The sequence below is a fragment of the Daeguia caeni genome (assembly GCF_042653845.1).
In the GTDB taxonomy this organism is placed as follows: domain Bacteria; phylum Pseudomonadota; class Alphaproteobacteria; order Rhizobiales; family Rhizobiaceae; genus Brucella; species Brucella caeni.
This window is the reverse complement of record NZ_JBHSEL010000045.1, coordinates 49729-71449: the sequence shown is the minus strand read 5'-3', so window position 1 is coordinate 71449 and position 21721 is coordinate 49729. Positions and strand designations below refer to the sequence as shown.

Sequence of the window (21721 nt, the reverse complement as noted above, 5' to 3'; positions counted from 1 at the left end):
CTCTGATATCAAAGTATTTTTTGCATGAAGGTGAGGTCGAGCCAGCGTCCGAATTTCTGGCCGACCTGTTTCAGCGTGCCGCTTTCCTCAAAGCCAAGCGCCTTGTGCAGGCCGATCGAGGCCGTGTTGCCTGCCTCGATGGCGGCCACCAGAACATGGACTTTCCGCCGTCTTGCCTCTTCGATCAGTTCGGCAAGCAGAGCGCGGCCAATGCCTTCTCCGCGGGCTGTCCTTGCGACATAGACCGAATGTTCTGATGTATGGCGAAAGCCTTCAAAGGGGCGGAAGGTGCCATAGCTGGCATAGCCGATGACCTCGCCATCACGATCGGCAACCAGAACCGGAAAACCATCGCGGTTGCGCGCCGCAAGCCATTGGCGGCGGTTTTCAAGGTCGACCCTTGTTTCATTCCAGATCGCTAAAGTATTTTCGACCGCGTCATTATAGATGGCAAGAATGGCGGGGAGGTCAGCCTTGGTTGCTGGGCGGATGAGGAGGGGCATGAGAGCAACTTTCAGATGGTTCGAGAGCCCCTGTTTAATGCCGAAAGACGCGAAATTGAATGAAAAATTCGTGATTCCGGCCTTTGAAATGTGGCAAGGTGCGGACAAATTGATGGCAAAAGGCGGGCAAAAGCCCGCAGTTTCCGCCTGAATGGTTATTCTATAACATCACGCGATGCGTTGGCCGGGTACCGTGCCCCGGCCTTGGCCGCCCGCTTCAGCCCCTTGCCTTCAGCTCAAGGCGGCGGCGATGCAGCACCGGCTCGGTATAGCCGTTTGGCTGTTCACGCCCCTTGAAGACGAGATCGCAGGCAGCCTGGAAGGCGATCGACTTGTCGAAATCCGGCGCCATCGGGCGATAGGCCGGGTCGCCTGCATTCTGGCGGTCAACCACGGCGGCCATGCGCTTCAGTGTCTCCAGAACCTGCGCTTCCGTCACAATGCCATGGTAGAGCCAGTTGGCAATGTGCTGGGCGGAAATGCGCAAGGTGGCGCGGTCTTCCATCAGGCCGATATTGTTGATGTCCGGCACTTTCGAGCAGCCGACGCCCTGATCGATCCAGCGCACGACATAACCGAGAATGCCTTGCGCATTATTGTCGATTTCCTTCTGAATATCCTCTGCCGTCCAGTTTGGCCGCGTTGCCACCGGCACGGACAGGATATCATCAAGGCTTGCACGCGGGCGGCTCTTGAGCTGTTCCTGAACGGCTGCCACATCAATTCTGTGGTAATGCGTGGCATGCAGGGTTGTTGCCGTTGGCGATGGCACCCAGGCTGTGTTGGCGCCGGCCTTTGGATGGGCGATTTTCTGTTCCAGCATTGCCGCCATCAGATCCGGCATGGCCCACATGCCCTTGCCGATCTGGGCACGGCCCGACAGACCGCATTCAAGCCCGATATCAACATTCCAGTTTTCATAGGCGGCAATCCAGGCTGCCTGTTTCATGTCGCCCTTGCGGATCATCGGGCCTGCTTCCATGGAGGTGTGGATTTCATCGCCCGTGCGGTCGAGGAAGCCGGTATTGATGAAGACCACGCGTTCCCTGGCTGCGCGGATGGATTCCTTGAGGTTGACCGTGGTGCGGCGTTCCTCATCCATGATGCCCATCTTGAGCGTATTCGGCTTCAGGCCAAGAAGCTGTTCGGTGCGGGCAAAGATTTCATTGGCGAAAGCCACTTCTTCCGGCCCGTGCATCTTCGGCTTGACGATATAGACGGAGCCGTAACGCGAATTCATGTGGCGGCCATTGGGGCCGATATCATGCAGCGCAATCAGGCTGGTAAAGGCTGCATCCATGATGCCTTCCGGCACTTCGTTGCCGTCCTGATCAAGGATGGCCGGATTGGTCATCAGGTGGCCGACATTGCGCACCAGCATCAGCGAGCGGCCCTTGAGGGTCAGCGGAGTGCCATCCGGCGCCGTATAGGAGCGGTCAGGATTGAGGCGGCGGGTCATCATCTTGCCGCCCTTTTCGAACGTATCCTCAAGGTCGCCGCGCATCAGGCCAAGCCAGTTGCGATAGGCGGCAACCTTGTCTTCAGCATCAACGGCAGCAACCGAATCCTCGCAGTCCTGAATGGTGCTGATGGCCGATTCCAGCACGATATCGGCGATATGCGCCGGATTATCCTTGCCGATCACGTGTTCTGCATTGATCACGATATCGACATGAAGGCCATTCCTGGCAAGAAGCACATTGGCCGGATTTTCCGGTGCGCCATTATAGCCCTTGAACTGGCTGTCATCCTTGAGCGTGGTCGTCCTGTTACCCAGGCGAACAACAAGCTTGCCATTTGCAACGGCAAGCCCGGTGACATCCGCCCATTTGCCTTCGGCCAAGGGAGCGGATTCATCAAGGAAGCCTTTTGCCCAGGCGATGACCTTTTCGCCGCGCTTCGGATTATAGCCCTTGCCCTTTTCCGCGCCGTCGCTTTCCGGGATCGCATCCGTGCCATAGAGCGCATCATAGAGCGAGCCCCAGCGCGCATTGGCGGCATTGAGCGCATAGCGTGCATTCATCACCGGAACGACAAGCTGCGGGCCGGCAATATGGGCGATTTCCGGGTCGACATTTTCGGTCGTCACCTTGAAATCATCACCTTCCGGCAGGAGATAGCCGATATCACGCAGGAAAGCCTGATATTCGGCCTGGCCATAGCCCTTTTCACGGTGGGCCTTGTACCAGTCGTCGATTTTGGCCTGCAAGGCGTCGCGTTTCTGCAGCAGCGCGCGGTTCCGTGGCGCCAGATCGCGGATGATCGCGGCAAAGCCTTTCCAGAAATGATCAGGCGCAATGCCTGTTCCGGGGGCTGCTTCCTTTTCAAGAAAAGCTACCAGTTCGGGAGCAACCTTCAGACCTTCGATTTCAACATAGCTGCTCATTTATCCATCTCCTCCGGAATAGGGGCAATTACGCGGCCAGCATACGGCCCTCATGCACAGCCCGTCTGGCATTGGCCAGTCTGGACCATTGTTGCAATGAGTTGAAACGCTTTGTGGTGCCAAGGTCAATGCAAGCTTTGGCACATCATTTTCAACGTAGCGGAAAAAATCGGCTCACACTTTCAACCATACGCGAATATCGTTGGCTGTCCAGCCCTGCGCGCGCAGGGCGGCAAGGGATGTATCGGAACGGCTTTTGGAAAGCTTGTGGCCGTCTTCGGCAAGGATCAGATCATGGTGGTGATAAAGCGGTTCTGGCAGGTCGAGAAGTCTTTGCAGCAGGCGGTGGACAGATGTTGCGTGAAACAGGTCGCGCCCGCGCACGACATGGGTAATGGCTTGCGCTGCATCATCAAGCGTGACGGAGAGATGATAGCTGGTTGGTGTTTCCTTGCGCGCAATCACCACATCGCCCCAGCGCGCCGGCTCTGCCCGGATCAGGCCGGTTTCACCGGAAGGGCCTGCGCCGGATTCCTGCCAGAACAGATCGGATCCGGCAGTTTCGATGGCCTTTGCCATGTTCAGCCGCCAGGCAAAAGGCGTGCCTGATGCCATGCGCGTCTGTTGTTCCTTCTGGCTCAAATATCGCTCTTCGGTCGGATAATGCGGCGTGCCGTCGGGATCAAGCGGCCAGTCCCTGCCTTCGGCCCGTGCTGCCGCAATGCGGGCGCGCACTTCGCCGCGGCTGAGAAAGGCCGGATAAACCAGTTCCATCGCGATGAGTTGCTGCAGCGCCTTGCGGTAATCGTCAAAATGGTCGGACTGGCGGCGCACCGGCTCTTCCCAGCAAAGCCCCAGCCAGTGCAGATCATCATAAATGGCCTGTTCCAGTTCTGCCGTGCAGCGCGTCGTGTCGATGTCTTCAATGCGTAAAAGAAAACGTCCGCCGCTTTCGGTCGCCATTTTCTGGTTCAGAAGGGCCGAATAGGCATGGCCGAGATGCAGCCTGCCATTGGGACTGGGAGCAAAGCGAAAGACGGGGCCTGTCATGATGCTGCCATCTGATTGCGCGGATGCAAGACTGGTAGCCTGTTCTGCACGTCCTGAAAAGGCGGAAGGCAAGGGACACCATGTGTGGCCTTGCAATATTGCGGCTTGAGGGCCGGTCTGCCCGGGGTTGTGCCCCGTCTGCGGCCATATTTGCGCTTCCCTGGACGGATTGCCTGCGCTGTCAGCCTTGGGCAGAACCAGTGATCGTCCTGTAAACCTTGCCTGAACCGGGATTTGCAATTGCGTTTATGCTTCACAAGCCTGTCATATGGGGATTACATTATTCCATCGGCTGAAGACGGTATTTCGATTCGCAATCGTTCGAGAGTCCGCGTATCGCAGTGCCGCCCTCACGAGGTTGGAGTGTCGTTGATGCGCCAAAACGGTCGCGCGACGCTGCAATGGAGAGTGCAATTCCGTCTGGAAAATCGCGCCACTCTTACGCCCTTTTCCGTTCGGAAATGCTCCGAAGGAGGTGCGTATTTGACCGTGCACGTCTCGACTGATGCCGTAACACGAAGTGCCAAAGGCTTGCCGGCACTGGTGCTCAATGCGGATTATCGTCCGCTGAGCTATTATCCGCTGTCGCTCTGGTCATGGCAGGATGCGGTCAAGGCCGTGTTTCTGGGTCGTGTCCATATTGTGGCGGAATATGACCAGGTGGTCTCCTCGCCATCCTTTTGCATGCGCCTGCCCAGCGTGATCTGCCTCAAGGAATATGTGAAACCACCGCGCTATCCGGCCTTCACGCGCTTCAACGTGTTTCTGCGCGACCGCTTTGAATGCCAGTATTGTGGGTCGTCAAAGGATCTGACCTTCGACCACGTCATCCCACGTTGTCACGGTGGCGAGACAACGTGGGAAAATGTAGTCGCCGCCTGCTCACCCTGCAATCTGCGCAAGGGTGGCCTTCTGCCTGCCGCCGCGCAAATGTGGCCCCGCCAGAAACCTGTCATGCCCACCGTGCAGCAATTGCACAATAATGGCAGGCTGTTCCCGCCAAACCATCTGCATGAAAGCTGGCTCGATTTTCTCTATTGGGATGCCGAGCTGGAGCCATAGCGGTTATCGGTACAAGCCGTGGTCATGGGTGAAGGTGGAGCAGCTTTCTGACCGCTCTGGCAAGACGTATCGAGCGGGCATTGTTCAACATGTTCACCTCATGCGTTCTGGCCGCAAGCTGGTTTGTCAGCAGTGCAATGTCCTGCTGCAGGGCTGAAATCTTTTGTTCCAGCGCGGCAATGTGTGCGCGCTCCGCGGCCCGCAGGGCTTCCTGTTGCTGCAGCGCAGACTGCAATTCTGCCATCTGGCTGTCCGGGGCAGACTGGATATATTGCCATGTCAGCCTGTCAACCAGATCCTGGGCCGCCTGGCGGAGCCTGCCGGTAAAATCCTGTGCCTTATCGGACAGCAGGGCGGCATAGACGCCTTGTTCCGTCTGATCCGGGGCAATGGACTGTCTGAGCGCCGATGGCCACCAGTCAACCGTGTCGGCAATGGCAAGATAATTGGCAAGCGCGCCCATATTGGAATGGCGTGCATTCTTGCGCTTGGCAGAAAAGTGCAGCACGGTTGGCGTCCGGCAATAGGTGAGTGGATGTTCTGGTGCGGCATTGATGATTTTCTGCCAGAGGCGCCAGTCGGCTGCAACAGGCACATCTTCCGGCCAGGCATCGCGGGTGGGCAGCACATCGGCGCGATAGGCAAAACAGGAAGCCGGGATGGAATTGGCACGGAACATGAACAGTTCCAGCTGGTCCGCCATGTCGAGATTGGTAAGAAACGGTGCGGCTATGCCATCGGTGGAAACCCACAGCGCCTGTGTATAGGCAAGGGCCGCGCCGCCATCCAATGCATTGCGCAGGATTTCCAGATGATCGGGTGTGACCAGATCATCATCGGCCATGAAGCCAATATATGTGCCGCGCGATTCCCGCAGGGCTACATTGCGGTTGGCATAGCCAAAAAATGGTGCCTTCGGCAGATCGAAAAAGCGGATGCGTGGATCGTTGAAACTTGCGACACGCTCCCCGGTGCCCGGCGCACAGCCATCCCCGACAACCAGCAGTTCAAAGTCCTGAACCGTCTGGTTGCGCAGGGATTCGATCGCATGACCAATCACATCGACCCGGCTATGGGTCGGCATGATGATGGTAAAAAGCGGATTGCCTACCATCCGGTGACATTCCCGAAATCATACGGGATCAGGTCGGTATTCAGCGGCAGGCGATATTTGTCCGGTTTCGCATGGTCATATTGGATGGTCGGGAAATTGACGACGACGAGCTCGGTAGTGCCGATATTGCGGTCGGCATGCCAGACAAATTTCGGCACATTCATCAGCCTTGGCTGGGCGGCAGAGAGATAGACCTTGCAGAGCTTGCCATACGTGCCTGATTCTGGCCGCGGATCATAGAGAACCACTTCCATTTCGCCGCTGATGACAAAATAGCGGTCTTCATGTTCCTTGTGCAGACCCCAGCCTTTGACCGCGCCCGGGCGGATGGTGAACATATAGGAAAAGACCAGCGGATCCGGGTGCCAGTTCCAACGCGGGTCATATAATTCCGTCACGCTGCCGCGATCATCATTGTGGCGGATGGAGTCATGAAACATCATGCCATCAAGCAAGGGTACCAGACTGCGTCGATTTTCATCGACCGTTCGTTCGTCCTGTTTGGCAGCTGCAAGTGTTCTTTCAAGTATACTGGTCATTCTCCCCTCGCTGTGTCCTGTTTGCCATGTCATGATGGTCCAAGCTTAATTAATCGGTGATTGCTAATTTTCGGATAAGGGCAGGTTTCTTGCGGCGAGGGTAGGTGGTGTTGTGGCTGCGTGAAGGAGGGTCCGGTTTTCCACATGGGGCCCATATGTGAAAAAATTATATGATCTGGACAAATCAAGGGCTTGCTTCCTGACAGAATCATCACTATAAGCCGCTCAACACCGACGGGCGCCCATCGTCTAGCGGTTAGGACAGCGCCCTTTCACGGCGCAGACAGGGGTTCGATTCCCCTTGGGCGTACCATTTCATCCCCAAAGAGAAGTCTTTCCAAGGCGCAATTGCTTGCGTGCTGCCTGTTGCATGCCATCTGTCCGATTGGGCAATTGGGCGTTTCCGTGACAATCTGGATTGCTCTGACATCTTCGGCCGTCGGGGGGCAGGCAGCCGGCTTCCGCTCTTAATGGAAATTTTCAAGGTTCAAGAATCGGTAAAGCCGAATGGCGCTTCCGTGCGGCGGTAATTGTCGGGCAGGATCTGGCGGCCGAGTGGCGGCTCGGAGCGGGAGGTGCAGGTCGTGCGCTGGCACAGCCGGCATGATATGCCTATTTCGGTTGGCGCATTGGCCTGCGGGTGGTTTTGCGCATAAATCAGCCTGTCGGCATATTGTGCTTCGCAGACAAGGGCCACGGCGCGCTCAACCGTTGGCACGCCATAGCCGCGCCGGCCGGAAGTGACCGTACGTGCAATGGAAAAGAATCGTTGGCCGTCCGGCAGTTCCAGCCATTGCGTGACGATCTTGCGCGGCGTGGTGAAGACCTGATGCACCGTCCACAGTGGACAGCCGCCGCCATGACGGGCAAAGGGAAAAGAGCCGCTATTGAGCCGCTTTGAGACATTGCCGGCGGCATCAATGCGCAGGAAAAAGAAGGGCACACGTTCATGCCCCGGCTTTTGCAGGGTCGTCATGCGGTGCGCGGTCTGTTCAAAACTGGTCGAGAAATGGCGCGATATGGCCTCTATATCATAGCGCTTGTTTTCGACTGCCTTGGCAAAAGCGGCATAGGGCATGATGATGGCCGCAGCGCAATAGGCGGCGATAGCGCGGTGGGCAAGGCGTTGGGCATTTTCGCTGTCGAACTTGCCTTCCTGAATGGTCGCCTGGATTTCGCTGTCGAATTCCAGATAGGCAATCTGCTGGGCAAGCTGGAAATTCTGGCTTGCGACATCCAGCGTGTCGTCGAGAATGATCTCGCGCCGGTGCCAGTCAAGCCGGCGCAGTGAATTGCCCATGATTTCCGGCGACATGCGCCGCACACGCAGCCCATGTTGCTGCTTGATATAGTTGATCAGGCCGCCTGCTGCATCGATCCTTGAGGCCAGTTTCTCACATGTCGCATCAAGCGTTGGAAAGCAGTTGCGCCGGGCAGCGAGAAAATTGCGCACATCGGCAACCGGGTCGTTGGTCGTGCTGTCCGGCCCGCCGGCCGCATTCTCGCGCATGTCGGCAAGCGCAACCTGCACATCGCGATAGGCATTGTGCAGCCGCAGGAAGGCTTCGGCCAGGCTTGGGAAGCTGTGCACCAGATCGGCAACCTCGACCGAGCCGATGCCAAGGTCAACGAGGATGGGATCGCGCACGACCGTTTGCAGCCGATGCACGATGTCGGTGCTGGCATCGGTGGCGAAATTGGAAAAATCAACCTTGTAGGCCTTGGCAAGGCGCAGCAGGATTTCTGCCGTGACGGGACGCTGATTGCCCTCCATCAAGGCAATATAGGACGGCGAGATCTCCAGATCCGCCGCCATGTCCGCCTGTGTCAGCCCAAGGTCGCGCCTGAGGCGGCGCAGACGGGGGCCGAGATATACGCCCTGTTTTTCCATACAAGCATTACAACATTACAAGCCAAATTTGTAAAGTATGACAACCTTACACCGTTCCGCCTCGCCTTCGGGAAAAATGCGCAATAGAGCTTGCCCATCACACGATTGGCAGTCCGCGCCACCATACGACGCCAAGGACATTACGGAGGAAACATGTCATACCAATCTTTGGTCGATAGCGCTGCAAAGCTCATCAATAATCATCCAAGCTGGAACGGTATCGCCCCCGAAGCCGTTGCCCGTATGCAGCTGCAGAACCGTTTCAAGACGGGCCTGGATATTGCCAGGTACACTGCCGCCATCATGCGTCGTGACATGGCTGCCTATGACGCCGATCCGTCGAAATATACCCAGTCGCTCGGGTGCTGGCATGGTTTCATCGGCCAGCAGAAGATGATTTCGGTCAAGAAGCATTTTGGTTCGACCGAGCGCCGCTATCTCTATCTCTCTGGCTGGATGGTCGCAGCGCTTCGTTCGGAATTCGGCCCGCTGCCGGATCAGTCCATGCATGAAAAGACATCTGTTCCGGCCCTGATCGAAGAGCTTTACACCTTCCTGCGTCAGGCAGATGCGCGCGAGCTTGGATTGTTGTTCCGCGACCTCGACAAGGCTCGCGAGGCAGGCGATGCCAACAAGGCTGCCGAAATCCAGCACAAGATCGACAATTATCAGACCCATGTTGTTCCGATCATTGCCGACATTGATGCAGGCTTCGGCAATGCCGAGGCAACCTATCTCCTGGCCAAGAAGATGATCGAGGCCGGTGCCTGTGCCCTGCAGATCGAAAACCAGGTTTCGGATGAAAAGCAGTGCGGCCATCAGGACGGCAAGGTTACGGTTCCGCATGAGGAATTCATCGCCAAGGTTCGCGCCATCCGCTATGCCTTCCTTGAACTCGGCGTTGATGATGGCATCATCGTTGCCCGCACCGACTCGCTCGGCGCAGGCCTGACCAAGCAGATCGCATTCTCCGCCGAGGAAGGCGACATTGGCGACCAGTACAATTCCTTCCTGGATGCAGAAGAAGTCAATCCGGCTGAAATCCGCAATGGCGAGGTTCTCATCACCCGCAATGGCAAGCTGATGAAGCCGAAGCGCCTGCGCTCGAACCTGTATCAGTTCCGTCCGGGCACCGGCGAGGATCGCGTTGTTCTCGACTGCATCAACGCGCTGCAGAACGGTGCCGACCTGTTGTGGATCGAAACCGAAAAGCCGCATATCGAACAGATTGCCGGCATGGTTGACCGTATCCGCGCAGTCATCCCGAACGCCAAGCTGGTCTACAACAACTCGCCGTCCTTCAACTGGACGCTCAACTTCCGCCAGCAGGTCTATGATGCCTGGAAGGAAGCCGGCAAGGATGTTTCGGCCTATGATCGTAGCAAGCTGATGAGCGCCGAATATGACAATTCGGAACTGGCTCGTGAGGCTGATGAAAAGATCCGCACCTTCCAGCGTGACGCTTCCAGGCGCGCAGGCATTTTCCATCACCTGATCACGCTGCCGACCTATCACACGGCTGCCCTGTCGACCGACAATCTTGCCAGGGAATATTTCGGCGATCAGGCCATGCTCGGTTACGTCGCCAATGTTCAGCGCAAGGAAATCCGCGAAGGCATCGCCTGCGTCAAGCACCAGAACATGGCCGGCTCCGACATTGGCGATGACCACAAGGAATATTTCGCTGGTGAAGCTGCCCTCAAGGCTGCTGGCGAAAACAATACGATGAACCAGTTTGCTGCGTGAATTTCCGCAACAGGCCATGATGGGGAGGCACCTGCCTCCCCATTTGTGTTTGTGGCATGATTCAGCAAGCGCGTGTCAGCCCGTGGCAACGCAGGGTTAACACGCAGCCATGTTTCAATTGTAATGCGAAAAAGCCAGTCATATTGTTTTGACGCATGGCTGCGCAAAGCGGATAAGGCCTGTAGGGACAGGCGCTATTCCGAGATGAGTGATTCTTGCCTCTGGGCAGGCTGTCGGCCGCATGGGAATGTTCTGGAAGGGGAGTAAACGTTGAAAGTTGGAGCATTGAAGGAGGTTCATGATGGGGAGGCGCGTGTTGCGATCACCCCGTCCTCGGCTGTCCATCTGAAAAAACTGGGGTATGAGGTTCTGATCGAGGCGGGAGCGGGCGAACGCGCCGGTTTCACCGATCAGGCCTACAGGGATGCGGGTGTGGATGTAAAACCGACCGCTGCCGATCTGACGCGCGATGCCGATATTGTTGTCAAGGTACGTCCGCCTTTTGCTGGCGAGGTGAGTGCCATGCGCGTTGGCCAGATCCTGATCTCCCATTTTTATCCTGCACAGAACCGGGATCTGCTGGAAGCTGCGCGTGCGCAAGGCATCACCGCCATAGCCATGGACATGGTGCCGCGCATTTCGCGCGCGCAGAAGATGGATGCGCTCTCATCCATGGCCAATATTGCCGGCTATCGTGCCGTCATCGAGGCAGCCAACAATTTCGGCCGTTTTTTCACCGGTCAGGTGACGGCCGCAGGCAAGGTGCCGCCGGCAAAGGTTCTGATTGTGGGCGCTGGTGTTGCCGGCCTTGCGGCAATCGGGGCGGCCACCTCGCTTGGCGCTCAGGTCTATGCCTTCGACGTGCGACCGGAAGTGGCCGAACAGATTGAATCGATGGGCGCGGAATTCGTCTATCTCGATTTCACCGACCAGCAGCAGGATGGTGTGGCAACAGGTGGCTATGCCGCCCCTTCCAGCCCGGAATTCCGCGAAGCGCAGCTTAAAAAGTTCCGCGAACTTGCGCCGGACATGGATATTGTCATCACCACGGCGCTGATCCCCAACCGCGAGGCGCCGATCCTGTGGACGCGCGACATGGTGGAAGCCATGAAGCGCGGTTCGGTGATTGTCGATCTTGCGGCCGAGCGCGGCGGCAATTGCGAGCTCACCGTCGCGGATCAGCGCATCGAGACGGAGAATGGCGTCATCATCATCGGCTATACCGATTTCCCGTCCCGCATGGCGACCCAGGCCTCCGAGCTTTACGCCAACAATATCCGCCACATGTTGGCGGATCTCACGCCGGGCAAGGATGGCGTGCTGAAGCTCAATATGGAAGACGATGTCATCCGGGGCGCGACCGTCACCCATGCCGGCGACATTACCTGGCCACCGCCGCCGCCAAAGGTTCAGGCCATTGCCGCGGCAAAGCCCAAGGAAAAGCCAAAGGAGCTTTCGCCAGAGGAAAGGCGCGCCAAGGAACTGGCCGAATTCAGGGCCGAGACCAGATCGCAGGTCACGCTGCTTGGCATCGGTGCATTAGCAATGCTGTTGGTCGGGCTATATGCACCTTCCTCCTTCGTGCAACATTTCATCGTCTTTGTGCTGTCGTGTTTTGTTGGCTTCCAGGTCATCTGGAATGTCAGCCATTCGCTCCATACCCCGCTCATGGCAATTACCAACGCCATTTCCTCCATCATCATTGTCGGCGCGATCCTGCAGATCGGCTCCGGCTCGACGCTTGTGGTCATTCTGGGTGCGCTGGCCGTCCTGATGGCGGGAATCAACATATTCGGTGGCTTCCAGGTGACGCGCCGGATGCTGGCCATGTTCCAGAAGTCGTAAGGAGGGGGTGATGGAATTCGGATTTACGACGGCCGCTTATGTGGTTGCGGCTGTGCTGTTCATTCTCTCGCTCGGCGGCCTGTCTGGGCAGGAAAGCGCAAAACGCGCGGTCTGGTATGGCATTGTCGCCATGGCGCTTGCCGTGCTTGCCACGCTCATTGGCCCCGGCAGCGCCAACTGGGCGCTGACGATTGTCATGCTGCTGATTGGCGGTGCGCTAGGCTTTGTCGTCGCCAAGCGGGTGCAGATGACGGAAATGCCGCAGCTTGTTGCGGCCATGCACAGCCTTGTCGGCCTTGCTGCAGTGTTCATCGGTTTCAATGCGCAGTTTGAGCTGGGCTGGATCCGCTCTGTCTTTGCCGCATTGCAGCCTGATGCGCTGTTTACCACCATGATGAACAATCCGGCCGCGCTTGAGGTCTTGAAGGCAAAGGTTGAGCATATGGGCGCCTTTGCGACCGTGCTTGCGCATAAAAGCCCGGCGGAAATTACCATGCTCAAGGTGGAAGTCTTCCTTGGCGTCTTCATTGGTGCGGTGACCTTCACCGGCTCGGTTGTGGCCTTTGGCAAGCTCGCCGGCAAGATCGACGGCAAGCCAGGGAAACTGCCCGGCGGGCATCTGCTCAATGCCGGTGCGGCCCTTTTGTCGCTGTTCTTCGGCATTCTTTATTGTGCCGATATTGGCGCGCCGGTGCTGTGGCTCATCCTGATCACGCTGCTTGCCTTCTTCATAGGCTATCATCTCATCATGGGCATTGGCGGCGCGGACATGCCGGTTGTGGTGTCGATGCTCAACTCCTATTCGGGCTGGGCGGCGGCAGCGATCGGCTTCACGCTTGGCAATGACCTGCTGATTGTCGTCGGCGCACTGGTTGGCTCGTCGGGTGCGATTTTGAGCTATATCATGTGCAAGGCAATGAACCGCAATTTTGTCAGTGTCATTCTGGGCGGCTTTGGGGGTGAGGCCGGCCCGGCCATGGCAATCGAGGGCGAACAGGTTGCCATCGATGCCGAAGGGGTTGCTGCGGCACTGAACGATGCGGATGAGATCATCATCGTGCCGGGCTATGGCATGGCGGTGGCGCAGGCACAGCAATCCGTGTCAGAACTCACGCGCAAGCTGCGCGCCAAGGGCAAGAATGTGCGCTTTGCGATTCATCCTGTGGCAGGGCGTCTGCCGGGGCACATGAATGTGCTGCTCGCCGAAGCCAAGGTGCCTTATGACATTGTGCTGGAAATGGATGAGATCAACGAGGATTTCGCGAGCACGGATGTGGTGATCGTGATCGGCTCGAATGACATCGTCAATCCGGCCGCACAGGAAGATCCGAACAGCCCGATCGCCGGCATGCCGGTTCTGGAAGTGTGGAAGGCAAAACAGGTGATTGTTTCCAAGCGCGGCCAGGGCACGGGCTATTCCGGTATCGAAAATCCGCTGTTCTACAAGGAAAACACGCGTATGTTCTATGGCGATGCCAAGAAGTCGATCGATGCGCTGCTGCTGTTGATTGATTGAGGCTCTCAAGACACGCAATGCAGAAACCCCGCCTCCGGCGGGGTTTTGTGTCGAGATTTTTGAAAAGAACGGATTTGTCACACGAATGATTGCCTGCGGTGTCTTCCTGCAATAATGATGAGTTTCATTATCTACTTTAAAGGCCAGAAACATCATGATGGATCATTCGATCGCCAGCGAAAGTACTGAAGCGGCACCACGCATTGAGCGCGTGCGCCATGAATTGCGCCGTCGTAATCTGGAAGTGCGCTCGGTAACGCGGCTGACGCCCAACATGATCCGCATTATTCTGGGTGGGGCGGAACTTGAAGGCTTTACGTCCCTGTCGGCTGGCGACCACATCAAGGTCTTTGTGCCGGACGAGACGGGCGAGACCGTGATGCGCGATTATACGCCGCGTCATTATGATGGCGAACGCCAGCTTTTGACGCTCGATTTTGCCGTGCATGATGCGGGGCCAGCCACCCGGTGGGCGATGAATGCGCAGGTTGGAGACAGGCTTCAGATCGGCGGTCCGCGGGGGTCACAAATTATCTCCGGCCCGATCCGACACTGGCTTCTGATTGGCGATGAAACCGCCTTGCCATCGATTGGCCGCCGGGTTGAGGAAATGCAGGCGGGCACATCGGTGACAACCATTGTCGGTGTTGCTGACGTGCGTGACGAACAGCAGTTTGAAAGCCTGGCGAATGTCACCACGCTCTGGGTTCATCGCAAGGATCCGACCGATGCGAGCGGAATGCTTGATAGCCTGAAAAATCTGACGATTGAGCCTGGCACCTTCATTTGGCTTGCGGCGGAAGGCTCGGTTGCCAAAACCATCCGCAATTATCTTTTGACCGAGCGCCGTCACCCGCAACAATGGCTCCGAGCATTTGGCTATTGGGTGCGCGGCAAGGCGGATACGACAGAGAAGTTTGAGGACTAAAACAAGAGGCTATTGCTTTTCTTGCAGGTGTAAAACACCTGCAGGCACTGCGAATGGGGTTATTGAGACTTGTAAAAAGCAAAAATCCCGGACAAAGCCGGGATTTTGAGGGCCTGAATGTCCGGACTGGAGCGGGCGAAGGGATTCGAACCCTCGACCCCAACCTTGGCAAGGTTGTGCTCTACCCCTGAGCTACACCCGCTCGCGCCAGTCGCTGACTTGAAGTCATTGCCATCAGGCAGGCGCTATATGAACTAACACTTTGCGGATTGCAACAGGGAAAATTCAAGAAAACACATTCTGATGCATTTTTTTATCGCGGCCAAATGATGCGCTTGGACCGCAAGCCAACCACGGATCGGCTGCGTCTGCGTTCAAGGCAAAACGCAGAACAATGCGTATAGTGCGTTAAATGTGCTGGAAGTGCCGCAAGGGTTTGGCGCATGCGAAAACAGTGCGCACCAGACAATGTGAGAAAGCAGGGGCATGGTGTGCTTGTGCCTGAGCGGGGCTGTGCAGATGGTCGGTAACCGGCAGCAAGATTGCGCGCCGTGCGTGATGAGGCGCACGGCGCGCATTTTCCGGTCAGGCGATCAGCGCGCCAAACTGATCCACTTCTTCCTCGCTATTGGCAAAGCTCGTCACAAAGCGCGTGAAAATCTCACCGTCGCTGATGCGATTCATTTCTGAATGCGGCGGGTTCCAGTCGTAAAAGACCGCACCTTGCGCCGTGAGCCGCTCATAAACCGCGCGCTTCATGATGGCGAAGACCTCATTGGCCTCCGGCTTCCAGGCAAGGCGCATCTGGCTGGAGGCATTGATGTGGTTTGCCAATCTTTGTGCCAGCGCATTGGAATGGCGCGCAAGCTCAAGCCAGAGGTCGTCTTTCAGATAGGCGTCGAACTGAGCGGCGATGAAGCGCGTCTTGGAAAAGAGCTGTGCGGCGCGTTTGCGGATGAAGGGCAGGTCTTTTGCGCGGGCTGGGTCCATGAAGACGAGTGCCTCTGCGCACCAGCAGCCATTTTTCGTGCCGCCAAATGACACGATGTCTACGCCCTGTTTCCAGGTCATTTCGGCTGGCGTGATGCCGAGCGAAACCAGCGCATTGGCAAATCGTGCACCGTCCATATGCAGCGGCAGGCCGGCTTCGCGGCAGATGGCGGCAATCGTGGCAATCTGCTCTGGTTGATAGATCGTGCCGACCTCGGTTGCCTGGGTGATGCTGACGGCCATGGGCTGGCCGGCATGAACAAAGGCCGGGTTGAAGCGTTTCAGCTCCGCCTTGAGCAGTTCAGGGTCGATTCGTCCCAGCGCGCCGTCGATCGGGTGCAGGCGTGCGCCGCCGGTAAAATATTCCGGCGCGCCGCATTCGTCTTCGATAACGTGGGCTTCGCGGTGGACAAGCGAAACGCCACCCGGACGGTTGACGCTGGCAAGCGCCAGAGAATTGGCCGCCGTGCCGGTGCCAACGAAAAATACGGCCACTTCGCGCTCAAACAATTCGTTGAAACGCTGTTCCACGCGCTTGTCGAGATCGCTTGTGCCATAGGCGGCTGCAAAACCGGCCGCATGCGTGGTCAGACTTTCGGCGATTTTCGGATGGGCGCCGGCCCAGTTGTCAGAAGCAAAATGCACGCTTTTCTCCGTGTCACGGGTTCTGCGCTTTCAGCCGAAACAATGCCGGCTCCATGATGCGCAGAACAGTTCAGTCAGGGCGTTCTTCATGCACACATCAGGTGCATGTGGTTCCAGATGCCTCTTCTATATCGATTCCTGCACAAAGGGGTAAGCCTGCCTGCCGGATTACATTTTTGTGAAGTCAGGCATGCCCGGGCGGGCGTGCCAATTTCTGCGCCATACTGACGCAAGAAATCGCAAAGGAAATAATGGCAAAAATTCATCACATTTGATGAAAGAAAATTACACAATATGCTGCAGAAAATTCCGTTTACATCTTGTGGGGCGCACAGAATTCTGTCATAGCTAATTAGGACAGCAATGCTGTCCAATTCTGCAAAATCCGGTCTTGTGATATGATTTATGATATGATGCCGCAATGATCGGTGTGGAGAAAAGGCGTCGTACTGGAGGGTAGAAGCTTCCGGTAACCGGCGCTTTGACCGTGACCAAAGGTAAGTTGGCTCGTCGATTGCGAGGGGACAAATATCGCGGTCGGGCCTGATGCTGATATGGCGCTGGAACATGGTTCCTTGGCGGCTTGCCCAAGAGAGCTTCGTCGGGCGTCCTGTGAGTTAAGGCTTACCACAATTGAACTGCATCCATGGGTTGGCAATCGCTGCCTGCTTTATTTTTCGCGCGCTGAAGTGGCGCCTAACGGAGGAATGACGATGACGCATTTGACGCCATCTGTATCGCATGTGGGTTCACACAACGTACAGAACGGATCGGTCAAAACTGCGACGACGGCGGCCATCCGAACTACCCGAAAAACCAAAGCGGCAGGTGTCCCGCCTGCCCAGGGGCTTTACAATCCGCGCAATGAGCATGATGCCTGCGGCGTTGGCTTCATCGCCCATATGAAGGGGAGGAAGTCGCATGAGGTCGTGCAGAATGGCCTCAAGATGCTGGAAAACCTGACGCATCGTGGCGCGGTCGGCGCTGACCCGCTGATGGGTGACGGTGCGGGCATTCTTGTCCAGATTCCGGATCGTTTCTTCCGTGAGGAAATGGCGCGCCAGGGTGTCGACCTGCCGCAGCCGGGTCATTATGGCGTTGGCTATCTGTTCATGCCGCGCGATCCGGAGCTGCGCGCGCATTTTGCGGATATCGTGAAGGAAGTGATTGTTGCCGAAGGGCAGGAATTCATCGGTTTCCGCGAAGTGCCTGTCGACAATTTCTCGCTGTCCAGGGCGCCCGATATTGCTGCAACCGAGCCCTATCACCTGCAGGTGTTCATCGGACGCAACCCGCTTCTTGATACGGATGAGGAATTTGAGCGTCGCCTGTTCGTGCTGCGCAAGGTCATTTCCAACCGCATCTATCAGGAAAATGACGGCGACGATAAGGGCTTCTATGTCGTCTCCATGTCGGCGCGCACCGTCGTCTACAAGGGCATGTTCCTGGCCTATCAGGTTGGTGCCTATTACAAGGATCTGAATGATCCGCGTTTTGAAAGTGCGATCGCACTGGTGCACCAGCGTTTCTCGACCAATACGTTCCCGTCATGGCGTCTGGCGCATCCATATCGCATGGTTGCACATAATGGCGAGATCAATACGCTGCGCGGCAATGTCAACTGGATGGCAGCGCGCCAGGCGTCCGTTGACAGTGAACTGTTTGGCAATGACATTTCGAAGCTGTGGCCGATTTCCTATGAAGGCCAGTCGGATACGGCCTGCTTTGATAATGCGCTCGAATTTCTCTATCAGGGCGGCTACAGCCTTGCCCATGCGATGATGATGCTGATCCCGGAAGCATGGTCGGGCAACAAGCTGATGTCGGAAGAGCGCCGCGCCTTCTATGAATATCATGCAGCCCTGATGGAGCCATGGGACGGCCCTGCTGCTGTTGCCTTCACCGATGGACGCCAGATTGGCGCAACGCTTGACCGTAATGGTCTGCGTCCGGCACGTTATATTGTGACGGATGATGATTACGTCATTCTGGCGTCGGAAGCGGGTGTCCTGCCGGTTGAGGAAAAGAAGATCGTCAGGAAATGGCGTCTTCAGCCGGGCCGCATGCTGCTCATCGATATGGAAGAGGGCCGCATCGTCTCCGACGAGGAAATCAAGTCGCAGATTGCCCAGAAACATCCTTACAAGCAGTGGCTTGCCAATACGCAGCTTATTCTGGAAGATCTCAACCCGGTTGAGCCGCGCGCATTGCGCAAGGATGTGAGCCTGCTCGACCGTCAGCAGGCCTTTGGCTACACGCAGGAAGACACCAAGCTTCTGATGTCGCCAATGGCAACGACCGGTCAGGAAGCCATCGGCTCGATGGGTACGGATACGCCGATTTCGGCCATGTCCGACAAGTCGAAGCTGCTTTATACCTATTTCAAGCAGAACTTTGCCCAGGTCACCAACCCGCCGATCGATCCGATCCGCGAGGAGCTGGTGATGAGCCTTGTCTCCTTCATTGGTCCGCGTCCGAACATTTTTGACCTTGTCGGCACATCGCGCCGCAAGCGTCTGGAAGTGCGCCAGCCGATCCTGACCAATGGCGATCTGGAAAAGATCCGCTCCATCGGCCATACCGAAGACCGCTTTGACACCAAGACGCTCGACATCACCTATAATGTGGGTGAGGGCGCGGCTGGCATGCATGGTGCGATTGAACGCCTGTGCGACCGCGCGGAGGCCGCCGTTCATGGTGGTTATAACATTGTCATCCTGTCTGACCGCCAGGTCGGCCCGGATCGCATTCCGATCCCGGCGCTTCTGGCAACGGCTGCCGTGCACCATCACCTGATCCGCAAGGGTTTGCGCACATCCGTGGGGCTGGTCGTGGAATCTGGCGAGCCGCGCGAAGTGCATCATTTCTGCTGCCTTGCCGGTTATGGTGCGGAAGCGATCAACCCATATCTTGCCTTCGACACGCTGCTTGACATGCATCGCCGCGGCGAATTCCCGCCGGAAGTCGATGAGCAGGAAGTGGTCAAGCGCTACATCAAGTCGATCGGCAAGGGCATGCTGAAGGTCATGTCCAAGATGGGCATTTCGACCTATCAGTCCTATTGTGGTGCGCAGATCTTTGATGCGGTCGGCCTGAAGTCCGATTTCGTCGACAAATATTTCTTCGGCACGGCCACCAGCATTGAAGGTGTCGGTCTGGAGGAAGTGGCGGAAGAAACCGTGCGTCGTCACCGTGATGCCTTCGGCAATGATCCGGTCCTGCTGACTTCGCTCGAAGTTGGCGGCGAATATGCCTATCGCATGCGTGGCGAGGCGCATATCTGGACGCCGGATGCGGTGGCCAAGCTGCAGCATGCGGTGCGCACGTCCAATCCGGCGATCTTCACCGAATATACAAACATGCTCAATGCCAAGTCGGCACAGGCAAAGACCATCCGCGGCCTGTTCAATATCCGCTTTGCCGAACAGCGTGGCGCAAAGCCTGTTCCGATCGAGGAGGTTGAACCCGCAACGGAAATCGTCAAGCGCTTCTCGACTGGTGCCATGTCGTTTGGCTCGATTTCGCGCGAAGCCCATACGACGCTTGCCCGCGCCATGAACGCGATTGGCGGCAAGTCCAATACGGGTGAAGGCGGCGAGGAGCCGGATCGCTTCTATCCGCTGCCGGATGGCAAGCCAAATCCGGAACGCTCGGCAATCAAGCAGGTGGCATCCGGCCGATTTGGCGTGACAACGGAATATCTCGTCAATGCCGACGTGATCCAGATCAAGGTGGCGCAGGGCGCAAAGCCGGGTGAAGGCGGCCAGCTTCCGGGTCACAAGGTGGATGCAACGATTGCCAAGACACGTCACTCGACGCCGGGCGTTGGCCTGATTTCGCCGCCGCCGCATCACGACATCTATTCGATCGAGGATCTGGCCCAGCTGATCTTTGACCTGAAGAACGTCAATCCGGCGGCTGACATTTCGGTCAAGCTGGTGTCGGAAGTGGGCGTTGGTACGGTTGCGGCCGGCGTTGCCAAGGCGCGCGCCGACCATATCACCATTGCCGGCTATGATGGCGGTACGGGTGCCTCGCCACTCACCTCGCTGAAACATGCCGGTTCGCCATGGGAAATCGGTCTGGCTGAAACGCATCAGACGCTGGTGCTTAATGGCTTGCGTTCACGCGTTGCTCTGCAGGTCGATGGCGGCTTGCGTACCGGCCGTGATGTCGTCATCGGCGCGCTGCTTGGCGCGGATGAATTCGGTTTCTCTACCGCGCCACTGATTGCGGCTGGCTGCATCATGATGCGCAAGTGCCATCTGAACACCTGCCCGGTCGGTGTTGCGACCCAGGATCCGGTTCTGCGCAAGCGTTTCAAGGGCACACCGGAACATGTGATCAACTTCTTCTTCTATCTGGCTGAAGAAGTGCGCGCGATCCTGGCCGAGATGGGCTTTACCAAGCTGGAACAGATCATCGGCGAGACCGATCTTCTGGAAAAGCAGCAGATGATCGACCACTGGAAGGCCAAGGGGCTCGATTTCAGCCGTATCTTCTACAAGCCGGAGGCGGAAAAGCACGAGATCTACTGGACAGAGCGTCAGCACCACCCGATCGACGATGTGCTTGATCGCAAGCTGATTGAACTGGCCAGGCCCGCGCTGGAAGACCGCCAGCCGGTCAAGATCGATATCGACATCAAGAATGTCGATCGTTCCGCAGGCGCCATGCTGTCGGGCGAGGTGGCCAAGCGCTTCCGTCACAAGGGGCTGCCGGATGACACGATCTCCGTCACGCTGCGCGGCACGGCAGGTCAGTCCTTCGGCGCGTTCCTGGCACGCGGCATTTCCTTCGAGCTGATCGGTGATGGCAATGACTATGTCGGCAAGGGTTTGTCGGGCGGTCGCATCGTCATCCGTCCGCCGGAAGACACCCGCATTGTCGCGGAAGATTCGATCATCGTCGGCAATACGGTGCTGTACGGTGCACTTGAAGGCGAGGCTTATATCCGCGGGGTTGCGGGCGAGCGTTTTGCCGTGCGCAACTCTGGCGCGGTGGCGGTTGTCGAAGGCGTGGGCGACCATGGTTGCGAATATATGACGGGTGGCGTGATTGTCGTCATCGGTCAGACGGGTCGCAACTTCGCGGCGGGCATGTCTGGTGGTGTTGCCTATGTGCTGGATGAGCAGGGCGATTTCGCCCAGCGCTGCAACATGGCCATGGTCGAGCTGGAACCTGTTCCGGAAGAAGACGACATGCTTGAAAAGCTGCACCATCATGGCGGCGATCTCATGCATATGGGCCGCGTGGATGTCTCCGGCAATATGAGCCACCACGACGAGGAACGTCTGGTACAGCTCATTGCAAAACATCTGCATTACACAGGCTCGACACGGGCGAAGGAGATACTCGACAACTGGGAGAGCTATCGTCCGAAATTCGTGAAGGTCATGCCGGTCGAATATCGCCGCGCTCTGGAAGAAATGGAGCGTATGCGGATCGGCGTTGCGGCTGAATGAGGAGCAGCCCGGCTGCACAGCCGGGCATCCTTCGCCATGTG

Annotated in this window: 14 protein-coding genes and 2 tRNA genes; 8 read left to right on the top strand and 8 right to left on the bottom strand. The window is 57.2% G+C overall.

All coding sequences use genetic code 11. From position 1 onward, the window contains the following. Positions 1-8 precede the first annotated feature (8 nt). A complete protein-coding gene (locus ACFO1V_RS06055; protein ID WP_374833433.1) occupies positions 9-503 on the bottom strand; it encodes a GNAT family N-acetyltransferase in 495 nt (164 codons plus the stop codon). Between ACFO1V_RS06055 and ACFO1V_RS06050 the strand changes: the two genes are divergently transcribed. Continuing rightward, on the top strand, positions 502-654 hold the full coding sequence (locus ACFO1V_RS06050; RefSeq protein WP_374833435.1) for a hypothetical protein: 153 nt from the start codon (positions 502-504) through the stop codon (positions 652-654). The two genes, ACFO1V_RS06055 and ACFO1V_RS06050, sit on opposite strands and share 2 nt — an antisense overlap. Positions 655-720: 66 nt before the next feature. On the opposite strand, the gene ACFO1V_RS06045 is transcribed toward ACFO1V_RS06050, so the two are convergent. After that, positions 721-2889 carry a malate synthase G gene (locus tag ACFO1V_RS06045; RefSeq protein ID WP_374833437.1) on the bottom strand — a complete coding sequence of 723 codons (2169 nt, stop codon included), beginning with the start codon at positions 2887-2889 and terminating at the stop codon, positions 721-723. Positions 2890-3063: 174 nt separating this feature from the next. Next, positions 3064-3939, bottom strand: coding sequence for a tRNA glutamyl-Q(34) synthetase GluQRS (gluQRS, locus tag ACFO1V_RS06040; RefSeq protein ID WP_374833439.1), 876 nt, complete (start codon positions 3937-3939; stop codon positions 3064-3066). 483 nt (positions 3940-4422) lie between these two features. On the opposite strand from gluQRS, the gene ACFO1V_RS06035 reads away from it, so the two are divergent. Next, complete coding sequence (locus ACFO1V_RS06035) at positions 4423-5001, top strand: HNH endonuclease (RefSeq protein WP_374833441.1); 579 nt, start codon at positions 4423-4425, stop codon at positions 4999-5001. A 22-nt stretch (positions 5002-5023) separates the two neighbouring features. Here ACFO1V_RS06035 and ACFO1V_RS06030 read toward each other — a convergent pair whose 3' ends face one another. Both ACFO1V_RS06030 and ACFO1V_RS06025 read right to left on the bottom strand, forming a co-directional pair. Beyond that, complete coding sequence (locus tag ACFO1V_RS06030; RefSeq protein ID WP_374833443.1) at positions 5024-6115, bottom strand: glycosyltransferase; 1092 nt, start codon at positions 6113-6115, stop codon at positions 5024-5026. Beyond that, a complete protein-coding gene (locus ACFO1V_RS06025; protein ID WP_374833445.1) occupies positions 6109-6654 on the bottom strand; it encodes a polysaccharide biosynthesis C-terminal domain-containing protein in 546 nt (181 codons plus the stop codon). Before ACFO1V_RS06025 ends, ACFO1V_RS06030 begins: the two co-directional genes overlap by 7 nt. Positions 6655-6892: 238 nt before the next feature. On the opposite strand from ACFO1V_RS06025, the gene ACFO1V_RS06020 reads away from it, so the two are divergent. Then, positions 6893-6967, top strand: a tRNA-Glu gene (locus ACFO1V_RS06020). Positions 6968-7141: 174 nt separating this feature from the next. Here the strand turns inward: ACFO1V_RS06020 and ACFO1V_RS06015 are convergent. After that, positions 7142-8545: a helix-turn-helix domain-containing protein gene (locus ACFO1V_RS06015; protein WP_374833447.1), complete on the bottom strand. Its 1404-nt coding sequence runs from the start codon at positions 8543-8545 to the stop codon at positions 7142-7144. A gap of 153 nt (positions 8546-8698) precedes the next feature. Between ACFO1V_RS06015 and ACFO1V_RS06010 the strand changes: the two genes are divergently transcribed. From ACFO1V_RS06010 to ACFO1V_RS05995, 4 genes are all read left to right on the top strand, one after another. Then, positions 8699-10291: an isocitrate lyase gene (locus tag ACFO1V_RS06010; RefSeq protein WP_374833449.1), complete on the top strand. Its 1593-nt coding sequence runs from the start codon at positions 8699-8701 to the stop codon at positions 10289-10291. A 270-nt stretch (positions 10292-10561) separates the two neighbouring features. Continuing rightward, a complete protein-coding gene (locus ACFO1V_RS06005; RefSeq protein WP_374833451.1) occupies positions 10562-12136 on the top strand; it encodes a Re/Si-specific NAD(P)(+) transhydrogenase subunit alpha in 1575 nt (524 codons plus the stop codon). A 10-nt stretch (positions 12137-12146) separates the two neighbouring features. Next, on the top strand, positions 12147-13652 hold the full coding sequence (locus tag ACFO1V_RS06000) for an NAD(P)(+) transhydrogenase (Re/Si-specific) subunit beta (protein WP_374833453.1): 1506 nt from the start codon (positions 12147-12149) through the stop codon (positions 13650-13652). Positions 13653-13809: 157 nt separating this feature from the next. After that, positions 13810-14580 (top strand): siderophore-interacting protein, encoded by a 771-nt coding sequence (locus tag ACFO1V_RS05995; protein ID WP_374833475.1) that lies wholly within the window; start codon positions 13810-13812, stop codon positions 14578-14580. 127 nt (positions 14581-14707) lie between these two features. On the opposite strand, the gene ACFO1V_RS05990 is transcribed toward ACFO1V_RS05995, so the two are convergent. Together ACFO1V_RS05990 and ACFO1V_RS05985 are read right to left on the bottom strand one after the other, a co-directional pair. Beyond that, a tRNA-Gly gene (locus ACFO1V_RS05990) sits at positions 14708-14782 on the bottom strand. A 383-nt stretch (positions 14783-15165) separates the two neighbouring features. Then, the gene (locus ACFO1V_RS05985; RefSeq protein ID WP_374833455.1) at positions 15166-16215 is read right to left on the bottom strand and encodes a threonine aldolase family protein; all 1050 of its coding nucleotides are present in this window, start codon (positions 16213-16215) and stop codon (positions 15166-15168) included. A gap of 713 nt (positions 16216-16928) precedes the next feature. On the opposite strand from ACFO1V_RS05985, the gene gltB reads away from it, so the two are divergent. Then, complete coding sequence (gene gltB / locus ACFO1V_RS05980; protein ID WP_374833457.1) at positions 16929-21680, top strand: glutamate synthase large subunit; 4752 nt, start codon at positions 16929-16931, stop codon at positions 21678-21680. The last annotated feature ends 41 nt before the right edge of the window (positions 21681-21721 follow it).

Excerpts from the sequence above, each read along its gene's own strand:
- ACFO1V_RS05995 (WP_374833475.1), top strand. The coding sequence starts at position 13,810 with ATGGATCATTCGATCGCCAGCGAAAGTACTGAAGCGGCACCACGCATT.
- ACFO1V_RS06025 (WP_374833445.1), bottom strand. The coding sequence starts at position 6,654 with ATGACCAGTATACTTGAAAGAACACTTGCAGCTGCCAAACAGGACGAA.
- ACFO1V_RS06055 (WP_374833433.1), bottom strand. The coding sequence starts at position 503 with ATGCCCCTCCTCATCCGCCCAGCAACCAAGGCTGACCTCCCCGCCATT.
- gltB (WP_374833457.1), top strand. The coding sequence starts at position 16,929 with ATGACGCATTTGACGCCATCTGTATCGCATGTGGGTTCACACAACGTA.
- ACFO1V_RS06045 (WP_374833437.1), bottom strand. The coding sequence starts at position 2,889 with ATGAGCAGCTATGTTGAAATCGAAGGTCTGAAGGTTGCTCCCGAACTG.
- ACFO1V_RS06050 (WP_374833435.1), top strand. The coding sequence starts at position 502 with ATGAGAGCAACTTTCAGATGGTTCGAGAGCCCCTGTTTAATGCCGAAA.
- gluQRS (WP_374833439.1), bottom strand. The coding sequence starts at position 3,939 with ATGACAGGCCCCGTCTTTCGCTTTGCTCCCAGTCCCAATGGCAGGCTG.
- ACFO1V_RS06000 (WP_374833453.1), top strand. The coding sequence starts at position 12,147 with ATGGAATTCGGATTTACGACGGCCGCTTATGTGGTTGCGGCTGTGCTG.
- ACFO1V_RS06030 (WP_374833443.1), bottom strand. The coding sequence starts at position 6,115 with ATGGTAGGCAATCCGCTTTTTACCATCATCATGCCGACCCATAGCCGG.
- ACFO1V_RS06010 (WP_374833449.1), top strand. The coding sequence starts at position 8,699 with ATGTCATACCAATCTTTGGTCGATAGCGCTGCAAAGCTCATCAATAAT.
- ACFO1V_RS06015 (WP_374833447.1), bottom strand. The coding sequence starts at position 8,545 with ATGGAAAAACAGGGCGTATATCTCGGCCCCCGTCTGCGCCGCCTCAGG.